This window comes from Streptomyces alboflavus (assembly GCF_000716675.1).
In the GTDB taxonomy this organism is placed as follows: domain Bacteria; phylum Actinomycetota; class Actinomycetes; order Streptomycetales; family Streptomycetaceae; genus Streptomyces; species Streptomyces alboflavus.
In genome coordinates this window covers 40,767-56,208 of sequence record NZ_JNXT01000055.1, presented here as the reverse complement: position 1 = coordinate 56,208, position 15,442 = coordinate 40,767, and the positions used below count along the sequence as shown (strand labels likewise).

At 71.5% G+C, this 15,442-nt stretch carries 14 protein-coding genes; 8 read left to right on the top strand and 6 right to left on the bottom strand.

Going from position 1 to position 15,442, the window contains the following annotated elements:
• From pfkB to OO63_RS32090, 3 genes are all read right to left on the bottom strand, one after another.
• A partial coding sequence (pfkB, locus tag OO63_RS32100) for a 1-phosphofructokinase (RefSeq protein ID WP_063750482.1) occupies positions 1-964 on the bottom strand: 964 nt, incomplete at its 3' end.
• Positions 965-1,020: 56 nt separating this feature from the next.
• Positions 1,021-1,782, bottom strand: a complete 762-nt coding sequence (locus OO63_RS32095) for a DeoR/GlpR family DNA-binding transcription regulator (RefSeq protein ID WP_030359401.1) — start codon at positions 1,780-1,782, stop codon at positions 1,021-1,023.
• Between the two features lie 231 nt (positions 1,783-2,013).
• Positions 2,014-3,576, bottom strand: coding sequence for an MFS transporter (locus tag OO63_RS32090; RefSeq protein WP_030359400.1), 1,563 nt, complete (start codon positions 3,574-3,576; stop codon positions 2,014-2,016).
• A gap of 105 nt (positions 3,577-3,681) precedes the next feature.
• Here OO63_RS32090 and OO63_RS32085 point away from each other — a divergent pair, with 105 nt between their 5' ends.
• The gene (locus OO63_RS32085) at positions 3,682-4,662 is read left to right on the top strand and encodes a helix-turn-helix transcriptional regulator (protein ID WP_030359399.1); all 981 of its coding nucleotides are present in this window, start codon (positions 3,682-3,684) and stop codon (positions 4,660-4,662) included.
• 338 nt (positions 4,663-5,000) lie between these two features.
• Here the strand turns inward: OO63_RS32085 and OO63_RS32080 are convergent, their stop codons facing one another.
• Positions 5,001-6,023: a sigma-70 family RNA polymerase sigma factor gene (locus OO63_RS32080; protein ID WP_030359398.1), complete on the bottom strand. Its 1,023-nt coding sequence runs from the start codon at positions 6,021-6,023 to the stop codon at positions 5,001-5,003.
• Positions 6,024-6,565: 542 nt separating this feature from the next.
• Here OO63_RS32080 and OO63_RS32075 point away from each other — a divergent pair.
• Entirely contained in the window at positions 6,566-7,660 is a 1,095-nt protein-coding gene (locus OO63_RS32075) for a questin oxidase family protein (protein WP_030359397.1), read from the top strand.
• 173 nt (positions 7,661-7,833) lie between these two features.
• The gene (locus OO63_RS32070) at positions 7,834-8,361 is read left to right on the top strand and encodes a MarR family winged helix-turn-helix transcriptional regulator (RefSeq protein ID WP_030359396.1); all 528 of its coding nucleotides are present in this window, start codon (positions 7,834-7,836) and stop codon (positions 8,359-8,361) included.
• A gap of 48 nt (positions 8,362-8,409) precedes the next feature.
• Here OO63_RS32070 and OO63_RS32065 read toward each other — a convergent pair whose 3' ends face one another.
• Both OO63_RS32065 and OO63_RS32060 read right to left on the bottom strand, forming a co-directional pair.
• Positions 8,410-9,939: an MFS transporter gene (locus tag OO63_RS32065; RefSeq protein ID WP_030359395.1), complete on the bottom strand. Its 1,530-nt coding sequence runs from the start codon at positions 9,937-9,939 to the stop codon at positions 8,410-8,412.
• Positions 9,940-10,037: 98 nt separating this feature from the next.
• Positions 10,038-10,754: a TetR/AcrR family transcriptional regulator gene (locus OO63_RS32060; protein ID WP_033264665.1), complete on the bottom strand. Its 717-nt coding sequence runs from the start codon at positions 10,752-10,754 to the stop codon at positions 10,038-10,040.
• Between the two features lie 325 nt (positions 10,755-11,079).
• Here OO63_RS32060 and OO63_RS32055 point away from each other — a divergent pair, with 325 nt between their 5' ends.
• From OO63_RS32055 to OO63_RS32035, 5 genes are all read left to right on the top strand, one after another.
• Positions 11,080-12,411, top strand: coding sequence for a M6 family metalloprotease domain-containing protein (locus tag OO63_RS32055; protein WP_106983391.1), 1,332 nt, complete (start codon positions 11,080-11,082; stop codon positions 12,409-12,411).
• A gap of 127 nt (positions 12,412-12,538) precedes the next feature.
• The gene (locus tag OO63_RS32050) at positions 12,539-13,009 is read left to right on the top strand and encodes a hypothetical protein (RefSeq protein WP_234311227.1); all 471 of its coding nucleotides are present in this window, start codon (positions 12,539-12,541) and stop codon (positions 13,007-13,009) included.
• A 46-nt stretch (positions 13,010-13,055) separates the two neighbouring features.
• Positions 13,056-14,369, top strand: a complete 1,314-nt coding sequence (locus tag OO63_RS32045; protein ID WP_234311226.1) for a hypothetical protein — start codon at positions 13,056-13,058, stop codon at positions 14,367-14,369.
• Positions 14,370-14,438: 69 nt separating this feature from the next.
• A complete protein-coding gene (locus OO63_RS32040; protein ID WP_030359390.1) occupies positions 14,439-14,921 on the top strand; it encodes a hypothetical protein in 483 nt (160 codons plus the stop codon).
• Positions 14,922-14,930: 9 nt separating this feature from the next.
• Positions 14,931-15,431, top strand: coding sequence for a hypothetical protein (locus OO63_RS32035; RefSeq protein ID WP_030359389.1), 501 nt, complete (start codon positions 14,931-14,933; stop codon positions 15,429-15,431).
• Positions 15,432-15,442 lie beyond the last annotated feature (11 nt).

Here is a 15,442-nt window from a genome sequence, read left to right as displayed (position 1 = left end):
TTCGCCTTAGTCTCGTGGGCTCGGAGATGTGTATAAGAGACAGGTCCAGGGGGGCTTCGGGCGTGACCGTGACGGTGTCCGGGGACAGGTCGGACGGGGTGGGCATGGCGCTGCCGGGGAGGCGGACGGCGGCGGCGCCGTGGGCCACGGCCGAGGCGAGGGCGCGGGGTCCTGTGCCGCCGGCGATCAGGAATCCGGCGAGGGAGCTGTCGCCCGCGCCGACGTTGCTGCGTACGACGTCGACGTGGGCGGATCCGAAGTACGTGCCGGAGTCGTCGACGAGGAGCTGGCCGTCCGCGCCGAGGCTGGCGAGGACCGCGCGGGCGCCCCGTTCGCGCAGTTCCTCGGCGGCCTTGACGGCGTCGCCGACGGTGGCGAGGGGGCGGCCGACGGCTCCGGCGAGCTCCTCGGCGTTGGGCTTGACGACGTCGGGGCGTTCGGCGAGGGCGGCGAGGAGGGCCGGGCCCGAGGTGTCGAGGGCGATACGGGCGCCCGCGGCGTGGCAGCGGGCGACCAGGTCGGCGTACCAGGAGGGGGCGAGGCCGCGCGGCAGGCTGCCGCAGCAGGCGATCCAGTCGGCGCCCGGTGAGTGCTCGCCGACGGTGGTGAGCAGCGACTCCCGTTCGGCGGGGGTCAGTTCGGGCCCGGGCGCGTTGATCTTGGTGAGGGTGCCGTCCGGTTCGGCGACGGAGATGTTCGAGCGGGTCTGGCCCGCTACGTGGACGGGGGCGACCTCGATGCCCTGCTCGTCGAGGAGCCTCGCGACGAGGGCGCCGGGGGCGCCGCCGAGCGGGAGGACGGCGAGGGTGCGGACGCCCGCGGCGGCGACGGCGCGGGAGACGTTCACGCCCTTGCCGCCGGGGTCCATGCGCTCGCCGGTGGCGCGGATGACCTCGCCGCGGTCGAGGGCGGGGACCTCGTAGGTGCGGTCGAGGGAGGGGTTGGGGGTGACGGTGAGGATCATGCGGGTGGTGCCTTCTGGGGCTGTGGAGGCTTCTGGGGCTGTGGGGGCGGCTTCCGTCATACGCGTACGACCTCCGTGCCCGCCTTCTCGATGGCGGCGGCCTCGGCCTCGGGCAGGCCCGTGTCCGTGATGAGCAGGTCCACGTCGGTGAGGTCGCCGAAGCGGGCGAAGTGCTCCTGGCCGTGCTTGCCGGAGTCGGCGAGCAGGACCACGCGGCGGGCCGCGGCGACGGCGGCGCGCTTCACGGCGGCCTCGGCCAGGTCGGGGGTGGTCAGGCCGTGGGCCGTGGAGAAGCCGTTGGCGGCGAGGAAGAGGACGTCGGCGCGGATCTCGCCGTAGGCGCGGAGGGACCAGGCGTCCACGGCCGCCCGCGTGCGGTGCCTTACGCGGCCGCCCACCAGGTGCAGCTGGATGCCCGGGTGGTCGGCCAGGCGGGCCGCCGTGGGGAGGCTGTGCGTGACCGCCGTCAGCTCCGCATCCAGGGGGAGGGAGGCGGCCAGGCGGGCCACCGTGGAGCCCGCGTCGAGGATGACGCTGCCTTCGGCGGGGAGTTCGGCGAGGGCGGCGTGGGCGATGCGGTCCTTCTCGTCGGCGGCCGTGCTCTCGCGTTCCGCGAGGTCCGGTTCGAAGTCCAGGCGGCCTGCCGGGATGGCGCCGCCGTGCACCCGGCGGAGGAGGCCCGCGCGGTCCAGGGCCTTCAGGTCGCGGCGGATGGTCTCCGCGGTGACCTGGAACTCGGTGGCGAGGGAGAGGACGTCCACGCGGCCTCCCTCTCTGGCGAGGCGCAGGATTTCCTGTTGGCGTTCTGGGCCGTACATGGCTAGGGGCCTCCTGCCTTTGCCCGATTACGTTGGTTCACCTGGAGCGTACGACCCCGATCCCTGGAAGTAAACATGAACGGGCATGCAGTGGACATGTTCGGGCTTTGGTCCTGGTGCGGGTGGGACTGAGGTCCCCCGGCCGGGCCACGCGGCGGCCGTGGGGGCGCACGGCAGAGCCCCGCCCACACCATGAGGTGGGACGGGGCTCTGCCGTGTCGAGCTGTGGGGTCAGTGCGTCAGGGCCGCCTCGCGGGTCTTCGACACGGCCTCGGCCGGGGCGTCCGGCTCCTCGCCGGAGTCGTCCGCGCCCTCGATGTGCTGCTTCGGGCGCTTCGGGAGGGTCAGCATCAGCAGGAAGATGGCGACGAGGACCGCCACGACCCACCACATGGCGTGCTGGAAGCCGTTGATGAACTCGGCCGGGATGCGGTCCGGGGTCACCTTCTCGTCGATGACGCCGTAGAAGACGACGGAGACCAGGCCGAGGCCGAACGCGTTGCCCATCTGCTGGACGGTGTTGAGGAGGCCGGACGCCGAACCGGCGTGCTCGCGCGGCACCTCGGAGAGGATCGCGTCCGTCAGGGGCGCCACGATCAGGCCCATGCCGACGCCCATCACGACCAGCGGGAGCGCCATCTGCCAGGACGCGATGCCGCTGCCGTACCGATCGGCCTCCCAGATGTAGATGAGGGCGCCCGCGGCCATGGTCAGCGCACCGGCCTGAAGGACCTTGCGACCGAAGCGGGGCACGAACACCTGCACGGAGAGACCGGCCGCGGCGGACACGGCGATGGAGAAGGGCACGCCCGTCACACCGGCGCGCAGCGCGCTCCAGCCGAGGCCGACCTGCATGTACATCGTCCAGACCAGGAAGAAGATGCCCATCATGACACCGAACACGGTCTGCACGGCGATGCCACCGGCGAAGCTCTTCACCTTGAACAGCGACAGCTCGATCAGCGGCGAGCCGTCCTTCTTGGACTTGTGCTTCTCGTACGCCACGAGGGCGGCGAAGACGACGAGCGCGCCCGCCATCATCACGTACCCCCACACCGGCCAGTCCAGCTCACGGCCGCGCGTGAGCGGGTAGAGCAGCATCAGGGCGCCCGCCGTGACCAGGACGACGCCGACCAGGTCCAGCTTGAGGGCCTTCGGGGCCTTGGACTCCTCGATGAACTTGCGGCCGAGGATCAGGCCCGCGATGCCGACGGGGAGGTTGATGAGGAAGATCGGGCGCCATTCGAGGCCGAAGAGGTTCCACTCCGTCAGGAGCGCGCCGAGCAGCGGCCCGGAGACCGCGCCGAGGCCGACGACCATGCCGAACAGGCCGAAGACCTTGCCGCGCTCGTGCGCCGGGAAGGTGGCGTGCACGATCGAGAGGACCTGCGGCACCATCAGGGCGGCCATCGCGCCCTGCAGGATGCGGGAGGCGACCAGCATGTCCGGGTTGGCGGCGAAGCCGCAGAGCGCGGAGGCGATGGTGAAGCCCGTGATGCCGACGAGGAATATCTTCTTGCGGCCGTAGATGTCGCCGAGCCGCCCGCCGGTGATCAGGCCCGCGCCGAGCGCGAGCGCGTACCCCGCGGTGATCCACTGGATGTGGCTGAACGAGGCGCCCTCGTCCCGCTGGATGGACGGGATCGCGATGTTCACGATCGTCACGTCGACCAGGTCCATGAAGGCGGCCGTCATGACGATCGCGAGGGCGAACCAGCGGCGCCGGTCCGTCGGGGACCCCGCTGCCGTGGGCTCGAGCCCCGCTGACGTGGAGGTGCTGCTGGAAGAAGTCATGCCGTAAGGCTAGGGGCCATATAGGTCAGGTCACGTCCTAGATGTACGGGATCCTGGGATCAGGTTCGGGACGGATGTCGGACCACGGCGTACGGGAGGCCTCTCATGAGTACGGACACACCGGCACGGCTGCTCCAGCTCCTCTCCTTGTTGCAGACCCCGCGCGAGTGGCCGGGCGGTGAGCTGGCCGACCGGCTGAGCGTCAGCCGGCGCACGGTGCGGCGGGACGTCGACCGGCTGCGTGAGCTGGGGTATCCGGTGCAGGCGACGCAGGGCGCGAGCGGGGGCTATCGCCTGGTCGCGGGGAAGGCGATGCCGCCGCTTGTCCTCGACGACGAGGAGGCGGTGGCCATCGCGGTGGGGCTGCGGGCCGGGGCCGGGCACGCCGTGGACGGCGTCGAGGAGGCGTCGGTGCGGGCGCTCGCGAAGCTGGAGCAGGTGCTGCCGTCACGCCTTCGGCACCGGGTGTCGGCGCTCGGGGCCGCGACGATGTCGCTCGCCACGGGGGACGGTGTGCGGATCGCGCCGGAGACGCTGACGGTGATGGCGTCGGCGACGGCCGCGCACGAGCAGTTGCGGTTCGCGTACGAGGCGAAGGACGGGACGCCGTCGCGGCGCCTCACCGAGCCGCACCGGCTCGTGTCGACGGGGCGGCGCTGGTACCTGGTCGCGTACGACCTGGAGCGGCAGGACTGGCGGACGTTCCGGGTGGACCGGGTGTCGGAGCCGTTCGCCACGGGGGTCCGTTTCACCGAGCGGATGCTGCCCGGTGGCAGCGCGGACGCCTATGTGCGGCGCAGTGTCCTTGCGCGGCCGCAGGAGAGGACGGCGTACGAGGTGGATGTGGTGTTCCACGCCCCGCCGGACCGGGTGGGTGGGCGGTTGCCCGCCTCCCTGGGCGAGTTGGTGCCTGTCGGTGCTGAACGGTGCCGTCTGCGGGGCACGGTGACGGAGCCCGTGGAGTGGGTGGCTGCGCGGCTCCTCTGGCTCGAGTGCGACTTCGTCGTGCACGGGCCGGAGGAACTGGTCGTGCGTGTGCGCGAGTTGGGCATGCGCCTGGTCCGGGCCGCCTCCGGCGTGGGGTAGGGCGTTGTTCGGCTCTCCGCCGGTGGGGGTGCCCCGCGCTCCGCGCGGGGTTTTCTCCCACCCTCCCCCAAGCTCTTAATGAGCAGGGGGGACCCCCTTCCCGTTTACTCCCGAACGGAAGCTCAACGCCGCGGCCAACCGGCGTCTGGGGTGCAGGACCCCTCGCGGCTGCGGGCGGCCATCCAGCCCAGCCGTGACCATCCCAGCCCAGCCCAGCCCGTCCGGCGATTGAGGACGAGGCGCGGAGCGCCGATAGGGGGTGACCGGCACCACCGGAAAGCGCACCGCCGCAAACCGGGGCCCAACGGGAACGAACCCCCCTGCTCGCCCCGCCGGCCTCAGGCGGCCGCGTCGAAGCCCGTGTCCCGAGCCAGCTTCTTCAGCTCAAGGAGTGCGTGCTTCTCGATCTGACGGATCCGCTCACGCGTGAGCCCGTGCTCCTTGCCGACCTCCGTCAGCGTCCGCTCGCGGCCGTCCACGATGCCGTACCGCATCTTGATGATGGAGGCGGTGCGCTGGTCGAGGCGGCCTATGAGGTCGTCCAGCTCCTCGCTGCGCAGGAGCGTGAGGACGGATTGCTCGGGGGAGACGGCGGAGGTGTCCTCCAGGAGGTCGCCGAACTGGGTGTCGCCCTCGTCGTCCACCGACATGTTCAGGGAGACGGGGTCGCGGGCCCAGTCGAGGACGTCGACCACGCGCTCGGGCGTGGACGCCAGCTCGGCGGCGATCTCCGTGGGCTCCGGCTCCCGGCCGTGCTCGCGGTTGAACTCGCGCTGCACGCGCCGGATCCGGCCCAGCTCCTCGACCAGGTGGACGGGCAGCCGGATGGTGCGTGACTGGTCGGCTATGGAGCGGGTGATGGCCTGGCGGATCCACCAGGTCGCGTACGTGGAGAACTTGAAGCCCTTGGCGTAGTCGAACTTCTCGACCGCGCGGACCAGGCCCGCGTTGCCCTCCTGGATCAGGTCGAGTAGGGGCAGGCCACTGCGCGGATAGCGCCGGGCCACGGCCACGACCAGGCGGAGGTTCGACCGGATGAAGACGTCCTTGGCGCGGTCGCCGTCGGCGACGAGGGCTTCGAGCTCCTCGCGCGAGGCGGTCACGGCCGACTCCTCCATCCCGTCGGCGTCGCGGCCCAGCACACCGTCCAGTATCTGCCGGGCATAGACGCCCGCCTCGATGATCTGGGACAGCTCGACCTCCTTGGCGGCGTCGAGCAGGGGGGTGCGTGCGATCTCGTCGAGGTACATGCCGACCAGGTCGCGGTCGGCGATCTCGCCGCCTACGGCGCGAACACTGCGTGCCGCGTCGGTCCCGCCGGTGGCGGCGGACTTACGACGGGCGACGGCACGGGTTGCCATGCGTGCTCCCTTGCGTGGTTGTCACTGGTCGGTCCGTCATGGACCGGTGGCCCTGATGGTCCGGGCCCGGGGGCCGGGCCTGTGGTGGACGGCACACCTTCCCAGGTGCTCTGCATCCGATGGAAACAACGACTGGAATCCGGACAGAATTCCCATGCCGCGCACCCGTTTTTGTGATCATGCAGTACCCTGTGCCGCCGCAGAGTGCGGGCCGTTGCCGTCGGAACGTACAGAGGTGCAGGTCAGACCGGGATCCGGGACCGATCCCGGAGCTCTCACCGACATCCGCAACCACCACGTACGTGAGACCGCCGTCACATCGACACGGCCTCTTTCCCGCCGGGTCCCACCGGAAGAGGGCCGCCTTTGGCCGCTCTCCCACCCAGAAGACGACCCGCGCCGCCTGATGGTTGCCCAGCGGGACAAATCCGGCATTCTCGGGTAGGACGTTTCAGCGGTACCGGTCCGAGAAACCGCTCGGACCAGGGGCCTAGTCCCCCAGACCGTTACGGCCGCCGATGGGGTCGCCTTAGCGTGCGGCCATGACCGACACGAGCAGAATCAGCCACGCCGGGGCCGTCGCCGCCCCCGGTGACAGCGGGATCCTCGACGAGGCCCTGCAGCGCCTGCACGCCTCAGGACCCGAGCGCATGGGGCGGCTCACCAACCACGGACCGATGGCCGTCGAGGCCCTGGTGCGGGGCGGACAGGGCCACACCGTGCACCGCTGGCTCGACTACTACCGCGCCAAGCTGGAGGACATGCCCGCGCCGGGGACGCCGGTCACCGACGCCGACTGGCGCACGGCCCTGGGCGATCCGCGGCGCGCCGCCGACTGGATCGGCTACTTCGAGCGTGCCCTCGCCGAGCGGCCCTGGCGCGAAGTGCTCGCCGCCTGGTGGCCGGTTCTCCTGCCGGGCATCTCGGGCGGCTCCACGCACCCGGTGATCCGCGTCGGCCACGCCGTGCGCAGCCTCCTCGGCCCCGGCGGCGAGACCGCGCCCCGCGTCGCCGAGCTGGCCCACGGCCTCGGCTACTGGGCCGCGCGGCACACCCCGCTGCCCCCGCGCACCCCCGTCGTCCTGCCGTCGTCGGCCGGGGCGGCCGACGCGCTCGCCGCGGTGGAGCGGATCCCGGTGCAGGACGGCAGCCTGCCGGACCGCTTCGCCCAGCTCACCCAGGTCCCGGCGTGGCCCGGGAGCACCCCCGGCGGCTCGGCACACCCCGACCCCGAGGCCGCCCGCGCCCGCCTCGCCGACCTCGTCACCGCCGCCGTGCACCGCTTCGCCTCCCACGGTCACGGCGAGCCGATCATGCTGGTGCACGCGGCGACCGCCCCCAACGCCGTCCTGCGCACCCTGCCCGCGCTCCCCCGCGAGCTGTGGCCCGCCTCCCTGGACGCGGCCTGGGCGGCGAGCGCGGCGGTGACCGCGGCCTACTCGCCGGCCACCCCGGAGACGTACCGGGAAGCCGACTCGGAAGCGGGCCGCAGCACCTTCGACGAGGTCTTCGCGCGGGCCGCCGCGCACGGCGACGACCACACGATCAAGTTCGCGGACACCGCCCTGGACGTGGGCGACCGCCTGGCGCGGGCCGCCGCGCTGCGGGGCGTGGAGCTCAACCCGCCCACGCTCTGAACGAGTCGAAGCGCCCCGCCTCGCGGCGAACCGCACGCCGGGGGCGGGCGGGGCGCGGCGGCGTGTGCGGCCGGGCCCCGCTCCGGGCACACGAGGCACACGAGGAGGCACGCTCCGGGGGACATACGGGCACCGCTCCGGGGGACACAGAAAGGCCTCGTACAGTGGGATACATGGACACGCCATCCACCGCGACCGCGAACGCCGCGGACACCACAGGACCGCGCTGGCTCGATGACGAGGAACAGCGCACCTGGCTGGCGTACATACACGCCTCCACGCTCCTGGAGGACTTCCTCGACCGGCAGCTCCAGCGCGACGCGGGCATGCCGCACGTCTACTACGGCCTGCTGGTGCAGCTGTCCGCCGCACCCCGGCGCCGCCTGCGCATGACCGAGCTGGCGAAGAGCTCGAAGATCACCCGGTCCCGGCTCTCGCACGCGATCGCGCGCCTGGAGAAGAGCGGCTGGGTGCGGCGCGAGGACTGCGCGACGGACAAGCGCGGGCAGTTCGCGATCCTCACGGACGAGGGCTTCGAGGTGCTGCGCCAGACCGCTCCGGGGCATGTGCACGCGGTGCGCCAGGCCCTCTTCGACCGGCTGAGCCCCCAACAGCAGAAGTCCCTCGGCGAGATCATGAGGATCGTCGCCGAGGGACTTCAGCCCAAGGACGTGGGGGCGGACCTGCCCTGGCTCCGCTAGGAGCGCCGGGCAGGTCCGGCCCGCCGTGTCATGCGGTGGTACGTGGCGTCAGTGCGCCACGACCGGGATCTTCACCGCGTCCTCGACGCCCTCACCATCGCTGGAGGCCGTCGCGGAGCCGTCGTCGGCACCGGTGTTGACCAGGACGAAGGCGATCGCCGACGCCACCACGAGGATGCCGACCGCCCACCAGATGGCGGTGGTGTAGCCCTCCACCATGGACTGGGCGGCGAGCAGCTTCTGCGCCGCCGGGGTGGTGGCGGAGGCCGCGTGGTCGGTGAGGTACGCGGTGGTCGCGGAGGCCGCGATGGTGTTGAGCAGGGCCGTGCCGATGGCGCCGCCGACCTGCTGCGAGGTGTTGACCATCGCGGAGGCGACACCGGCGTCACGCGGCTCGACGCCGTGCGTGGCCAGCGACATGGCGGGCATGAACGCCGTACCCATGCCGAGGCCCAGCATCAGCTGCGCGGGCAGGATCAGACCGGCGTACGAGGTGTCGACCTCCAGCTGCGTCAGGAGCAGCATGCCGACGGCGGCGAGCAGGAAGCCGGGACCCATCAGCAGGCGCGGCGCGACGCGGGTCATCAGGCGGGTTCCGATCTGCGTCGAGCCCACGATCATGCCGATGATCATCGGCAGGAACGCGAAGCCCGTCTTGACCGGCGAGAAGCCCTTGACGATCTGCAGGTAGTACGTGAGGAACAGGAACAGGCCGAACATCGCGATGATCGCGAGGCCGAGGGAGAGGTAGACGCCACCTCGGTTGCGCTCGGTCAGGACGCGCAGCGGGAGCAGCGGCGACTTGACCTTGGACTCGGTGACGGCGAACGCGGCGAGCAGAACGACGGAGGCGACGAACATGGTCATGGTCACGGCGTCGGTCCAGCCGTCGGACTCGGCGCGCGTGAAGCCGTAGACGAGCGCGACCAGACCGAGGGTGGACAGGACCACGCCGGGGATGTCGAGCGGCGAGCGGTTGCGGCCCTCGGCGGGCTCACGGACCACGAAGTACGCGCCGACGGCGGCGATGATCGCGAACGGGATGTTCACGAAGAACGTCCAGCGCCAGTTCAGGTACTCGGTGAGGAAGCCGCCGAGGATCAGGCCGACGGCGCCACCGCCACCGGCGATCGCACCGTAGATGCCGAACGCCTTGGCGCGCTCCTTGGCCTCGGTGAACATCACCGCGATCAGCGACAGGGCGGCGGGCGCGAGCAGCGCGCCGAACAGACCCTGCAGCGCGCGGGCGCCGAGCATCATGGCCTCGCCGGTCGCGGCGCCGCCGAGGGCGGAGGCCGCGGCGAAGCCGATGAGGCCGGTCACGAAGGTGCGCTTACGGCCCCACAGGTCGGAGATGCGGCCGCCGAACAGGAGCAGACCGCCGAAGGCGAGGGCGTAGGCCGTGATCACCCACTGCTTGTTGCCCTCGGATATGCCGAGATCCTCCTGGGCGGACGGCAGCGCGATGTTCACGATGGTCGCGTCGAGCACCACCATGAGCTGCGCGATCGCGATGAAGGCGAGCGCCTTCCAGCGCATGGGGTCGGGAGCGGGTGAGGTGACGGGTGATTGAGACATGGGTGGGTCCACCTAGGAAGACAAAGAGGTGATTACGGGAGATAAGAGACACCCGATGGGCGTGCGAGCACATGGGCCTCTGGTCCTGAGGCCGGGTCCTACTTTTGACCCAGACCCTCCTCGCTGATGCGCGGCTGCCGCTGCCGCCGCTGGTCGTGGTCGCGGCGCAGCTCCTCCAACGTCGCGGCGTGCCCCGGGAGTTCGGAGCGGGCCGGTGCCATCAGGCCGTCCAGGAACAGCTGGAGATGGCGGTGGACGAACTGGTCGAAGTCCACCAGGCAGCCGGCGCCGGGCAGCGGCCTGGTCAGTTGGGAGAGGGCGACCATCAGATCCCCGACGGCGATGTCGGTACGCAGCTGCCCGACGGCGCGACCTCGCGCCATCAGCCCTTCGACGGCGTCTTCGAGCCGGACACGGGCGGCGTGCAGATCGGGATGGTCGGGGTCGATGTCCTCGTGGAGGATCGGGCAGAGGGCGCCGATGCGCTCGTCCACCGCGGCGTGGACGAAGGCCCGCAGCGCCTCGAAGGCGGCCCCGGGGTCGGCCTCGGCGGCCGCGGTCGCCTCGTCGGCCTGGGCCGTGATGCGGTCGGTGACCCACAGGACGACGTGGTGCACGAGTTCGCCGCGGTCGGGGAAGTGGCGGTAGACCGTGGCGTTGCCGACTCCGGCGCGGCGCGCGATCTCGTCCAGGGGCACGTCGGGGCCCTGCTCGACGAACATCTCGCGGGCGGCGGTGACGATCCGCTCCCGGTTGCGCAGGGCGTCGGCCCGCGGACGGGATACACGGCGCTGCGCGGCGGTGGCGGTTTCCACGGCGAACACTCCCCTAAGCGGTCAAAGGCCTCAGGCTCGCAGGGCTCGCGACGGCGGGTCCAACGATTTTCCCGGTGGGAGAACTGAGGTGCGCGATCCGGGGAGTGGATCCCCGTTTCGCACGGACACCGGTCTAAACGGGGAAACGATCCCCGCTTATTTCCCGACCCTGATGTGACCTGAGTCACATCTCATGCCACCCCCTCCCACCGGCGGAAACCCACGATCGGTCGCGCTCAGCGAGCGCCCGCGCACACCCCGGCACAGGGTGAGCGAACAGGGTGCAGCCAGGACCGGCGGCTGCCGCGGAGTGGAGGGCTCACGCATGCAGCAGCCGACCCCGAAGCCGATAGCCCGCCCCCGCCCGCGCGATCGGGCGGCCCGGGCGGCCCGTCGGGTCCCGCCGCGCACGGCGGCCCTCGCCGGGCTCACGGCCCTCGCCCTGGCGGTGACCGCGTCGGCGAGCACCGGACGGCTGATGGCCGAGACGCCGTCGGCCGCGGGGTCCACGGCGCAGGCGCGGCCGACCGCCCTCGGCCCGTGCATGATCAGCGGGGACCTCGGGGTGCAGATGCCCGAGGGCATCCCCACGGGCCCCGGCTACGCCCGCTCCACCGGCACGGTGCGGGCCCTGAACCTGATGATCGACTTCTCCGACGCCCCCGGCGAGGGCTCCGCGCTCGACCGGCTCGGGGAGTTCTTCCCGCAGACCACGGACTGGTTCCGCACCAGCTCCTACGGCCGCGTGGACTACCGCGCGGAGGCGCCCGTCCAGGACTGGCTGCGGATGCCGAAGCCCTTCAAGAAGTACGGGATAGAGCGCGGCGCCCCCTTCGACCCCGGCTACCGGGAGCTGGTCGACGACATCGTGGCCGCGGCCGACGCCGACGTGGACTTCTCGGAGTACGACCTGGTGAACGTCCTCGTCACCCCGAACGCGGGCCCCTCCGCGCTCGACACGGTCCTGTCGGTGACGTTCGCGGGCAACCATGAGGCGCCCGTCGCCGACGGCGTGCCGGTCTCCAACGCGTCCTTCGTCTACAGCCGCCAGGACGACGGCTCCGGCAGCTACGACCAGACCGGCTACCGCGTGCTCCCGCACGAGAACGGCCACGTCTTCGGCCTGCCCGACCTGTACACGCAGGACGGCGGGGGCGCGGTCGGCCACTGGGACATCATGAGCGAGGACTGGGGCGCCGGGAACGACCTGCTCGCCTGGCACAAGTGGAAGCTGGGCTGGCTCGACGACACCCAGGTGCACTGCGCCGCCTCCCCCGGCACCACGGAACACCTGCTCAGCCCGCTGGCCGGGAACGGCGGCACGAAGCTCGCCTTCATCCCCCTCACCAAGAAGACCGGCTACGCCGTCGAGGTCCGCACCCAGGCGGGCAACGACGAGGCCGTCTGCCGCCCCGGCGTCCTCATCTACCGCGTCGACGCCGACGTCGACACCGGCCGCGGCCCCATCACGGTCTCCGACGCCACCCGCGACAGCGGCGGCTGCACCCGCAGCCCCAACGTCCACGCCGAACTCTCGGACGCCCCCTACACCCCCGGCGAAACGTTCCGGGACCGGGAGGCGGGGGTGCGGGTCACCGTCGCGGGGGCGGATCTGGAGGGGAATTACCGGGTGCACATCACGCGTACCTCCGACTGAATCACGGCGCCTGTCTCCCCCAACCCACTAGTTTGCACAGGGGAATTGACGCTACGCTGACCACAGGCGTACGCACCTCTCCCTCAGCCACGACCAGGCGAGGGTGGGAACAGCAAACGGGGGAGCCATGGGCTCAGAGGAAGACGCGGGCCGGCGCATGCAACTGGCCCAGACGGATCCGGCGTGGGGCGGTGCCGGGGAGACGTCACTGGCGAGTTCGGCGACGGACAAGGAGCGCGCCGCCCGGTTCATGGAGAACCGGCTGCTGCCGGACACGAAGGCCGCCGGACAGATGGCCGAGGGCGGCGGCCAGGTGCACGCGCCGTTGGCCGGTCCGGGCTCCCCGCAGGGAGGCATGGGGAAGCCCGACACGGGCCTGAGCGGCGACCTGTCGAGCTGGGCCACGCACAAGGGGCTCTCCGACGCCATGGCGGTGTGGCAGGGCCAGACCTCGGCACTGCTCACACGTCTGCACGAGGAGATGAACGGGCTGCGCGGCGCGAAGAACGCCCTGCACTCCCCTGACGTCGGCATCGGTACCCAAGTCGCAGGCATAGGTGTGCTGCGGCGACCGGCCAGCGCGTTCGACGGCATGTGACGTCCGGAGGGGGAGCGGGACCGTGGCACTGACATATCAAGACGTGATGACCGCCGATCTGTCGCCACTGTCGGACGTGTCCGACGCCTGGCGGAAGATGGGTGACCGATTCGGCGAACTCAAGGACGACTACGAGAAGTTGGTGCCGCGGGCGCTGGCCAACGGCAAGTGGGAGGGTGAGGCCTTCCGCGCCCACCAGAAGAGCGCGACGGCAACGGGGTTCGAGTACGCGGCTGCCAGACAGGAGGCACTGGCCCTCGCCAGCCTGCTGAAGCAGGCGCACACCAAGCTGACCGGGATGCAGAAGTCCCTGCGGGACCTGGTCGCCGACGCCGAGGCGAAGGACTTCAAGGTCGACAGCTCGGGCAGGGCCACGTACGTCGGCCTCGACAAGCACTCCGCGGGCGGCAGCACCGACAACGATCCCGACTACGCGGCCGTGATGGCCAAGGCTCGCGGTGCGGCGCAGGAGTGGACCGAGCGGATCGCCGACACGGTACGGGCCGTGGACGACGCCGACCAGAGTGTGCGCCGGGCCCTGACGCGCGCGGCGGGCGGCGACCCCGCGAAGCGCGGCGGCTCCATCGGCTTCAACCCCTACGCCGACGGGAACCTGGACAAGCCCTGCGTCGCCCCCTCGGGCGATGCCTCGTCGGACGGCACATCGTGGCGGGCCGACGGGAGTGTCGTCCTCACCGGACCCGGCATCGACTACGCCGTCTCCGGGCCGGGTTACGGCAGACAAGGCATGGTCAAGCTGGCGGCCGACGGGTTCCATCTGACCGCGGACGGGAAGATCACCGACGGGCACCGGACGTTCTCCGGCATCGCCGACGTGTATGGCGGGGCCAGGGTCACGGGGGGCCTCGACATCTCCAACGCCGGAGTCAACCTCAACGGCGAAGCGTCTGCGGGGGCCCGGGGCATGGTCGAGGGGCGGGCGGAAGCGGGGAACTTCGGTGTCTACGGCCGGGGGACCGGGTTCGCGGGGGCCGAGGCCTCGGGCGAAGCGAAGGCCGGCTTGGACGGGTTCGCGATCGGGGGAAAGCTGTTCGCCGGGGCGAAAGGCGGGGTTGCCGGAGGCGGCGACCTCGGCGGCATCGGCCTGGGCGCCACGGCCGAGGGCTGGAAGGGGGCCGGCGTGGAGGGCAAGCTGCTCTTCAGGGACGAGGACGGAAAGTACAAAATCGGCGCCAAGGCCGGTCTCGGGCCCGGCGCCGTCGGCCTCGAGATCACGGTGGAGCCGGGCAAGGTGGTGGACACCGCCAAGGATGCGGCCGGAGTGCTCGGGGACGGTGCCGAGAAGGTCAGGGACATAGCGGGTGGGGTCACGGACGGGCTGCGCAGCCTGCGGCCCTGATCCCGGTCCGATGCGGCGTACCCGCACCAACGGCAGCCCCACGCCCCCGCTCACGGAAGCGAGAACTCCATGTCCAGCCCCATACCCGCCCTCCTTGAACTACGGCTCCCGGAGAGCTGGCAGGCGGCGCCCCCGGAGCTGGTGGGCGTCCCGGACGCCTCCTTCGTCGCGGTCCACGCGCATCCGGACGGGGGTTTCACCGCCAACGTGACCGTCGACAGCGCATACCGGCCGGACACGGCGACTCTGGCCGAGATCGGTGACGAGTCAGTGGCGGACCTGAGCACGGTCACCGAGTCGCTGGACGTCACAAGCCGCCATGAGATCGGCTCCGCCGAGGCCCCCGGCCTCACGCAGACCCTGGCCCTCACCACCGTCGTGAACGGCGTGCGCCGCGAACTCACGCAGTCCCAGGTGTACCTGTCCCTCCTTGACATCCACGCCCCGGACCGCCGCATGGTGGTCCGGCTGATCCTGACCGCCACCACGGCCCAGCACGACGACGTCCTGGAGGACTTCCGGGACATCGTGGCCACGGTGCGGCCCAAGTAGGTTGCTCCCATGGGTATCTTCAGCCGCTTCGCACGCGTCACCCACCCGCCCGACGGCATCGCATCACCCTCCACGCCGGAGGAGGTCATCGAGGCGCTGCTCGACCTCAACGGGCCCGACGCCCCCTGGACCGTGCGCGACGGAGGTCCGGACGAGGGCGCCGACCTGGTGGCGGACTGGCACTGCACGGACCCCGCCTGGCGCAAGTACTTCTACCGGGTCAGGGAGGAGTCGGTCCTGCAGACGCGGATGCGTCTGATGCCGGACGAGTGTCAGGTCCGATCCCTGGACTACCAGTGGCAGTTGGGCAACGAGTCCGGCGACATCTACACCTGGGGCCGCGGCCAGTACCGGTTCGTGTCCCCCGCCTGGGCGCTCGAACGCGGACCGGGAGGAAGGCCTCGGTTCGAGAGACTGGACAGGACCGATACCGCGGACCTGAAGAACCCGCTGCGGGACGCGGTGCTCGGCGCGGGCTGGTCCTGGAGGGCCTGCGTGTCGAAACTCTGATCGCGCCCGCG

What these genes read in the sequence shown, in the direction of transcription:
- OO63_RS32095 (WP_030359401.1), bottom strand. Translation starts at nt 1,782, where the DNA reads ATGTACGGCCCAGAACGCCAACAGGAAATCCTGCGCCTCGCCAGAGAG.
- OO63_RS32090 (WP_030359400.1), bottom strand. Translation starts at nt 3,576, where the DNA reads ATGACTTCTTCCAGCAGCACCTCCACGTCAGCGGGGCTCGAGCCCACG.
- OO63_RS32085 (WP_030359399.1), top strand. Translation starts at nt 3,682, where the DNA reads ATGAGTACGGACACACCGGCACGGCTGCTCCAGCTCCTCTCCTTGTTG.
- OO63_RS32080 (WP_030359398.1), bottom strand. Translation starts at nt 6,023, where the DNA reads ATGGCAACCCGTGCCGTCGCCCGTCGTAAGTCCGCCGCCACCGGCGGG.
- OO63_RS32075 (WP_030359397.1), top strand. Translation starts at nt 6,566, where the DNA reads ATGACCGACACGAGCAGAATCAGCCACGCCGGGGCCGTCGCCGCCCCC.
- OO63_RS32070 (WP_030359396.1), top strand. Translation starts at nt 7,834, where the DNA reads ATGGACACGCCATCCACCGCGACCGCGAACGCCGCGGACACCACAGGA.
- OO63_RS32065 (WP_030359395.1), bottom strand. Translation starts at nt 9,939, where the DNA reads ATGTCTCAATCACCCGTCACCTCACCCGCTCCCGACCCCATGCGCTGG.
- OO63_RS32055 (WP_106983391.1), top strand. Translation starts at nt 11,080, where the DNA reads ATGCAGCAGCCGACCCCGAAGCCGATAGCCCGCCCCCGCCCGCGCGAT.
- OO63_RS32050 (WP_234311227.1), top strand. Translation starts at nt 12,539, where the DNA reads ATGGGCTCAGAGGAAGACGCGGGCCGGCGCATGCAACTGGCCCAGACG.
- OO63_RS32045 (WP_234311226.1), top strand. Translation starts at nt 13,056, where the DNA reads ATGACCGCCGATCTGTCGCCACTGTCGGACGTGTCCGACGCCTGGCGG.
- OO63_RS32040 (WP_030359390.1), top strand. Translation starts at nt 14,439, where the DNA reads ATGTCCAGCCCCATACCCGCCCTCCTTGAACTACGGCTCCCGGAGAGC.
- OO63_RS32035 (WP_030359389.1), top strand. Translation starts at nt 14,931, where the DNA reads ATGGGTATCTTCAGCCGCTTCGCACGCGTCACCCACCCGCCCGACGGC.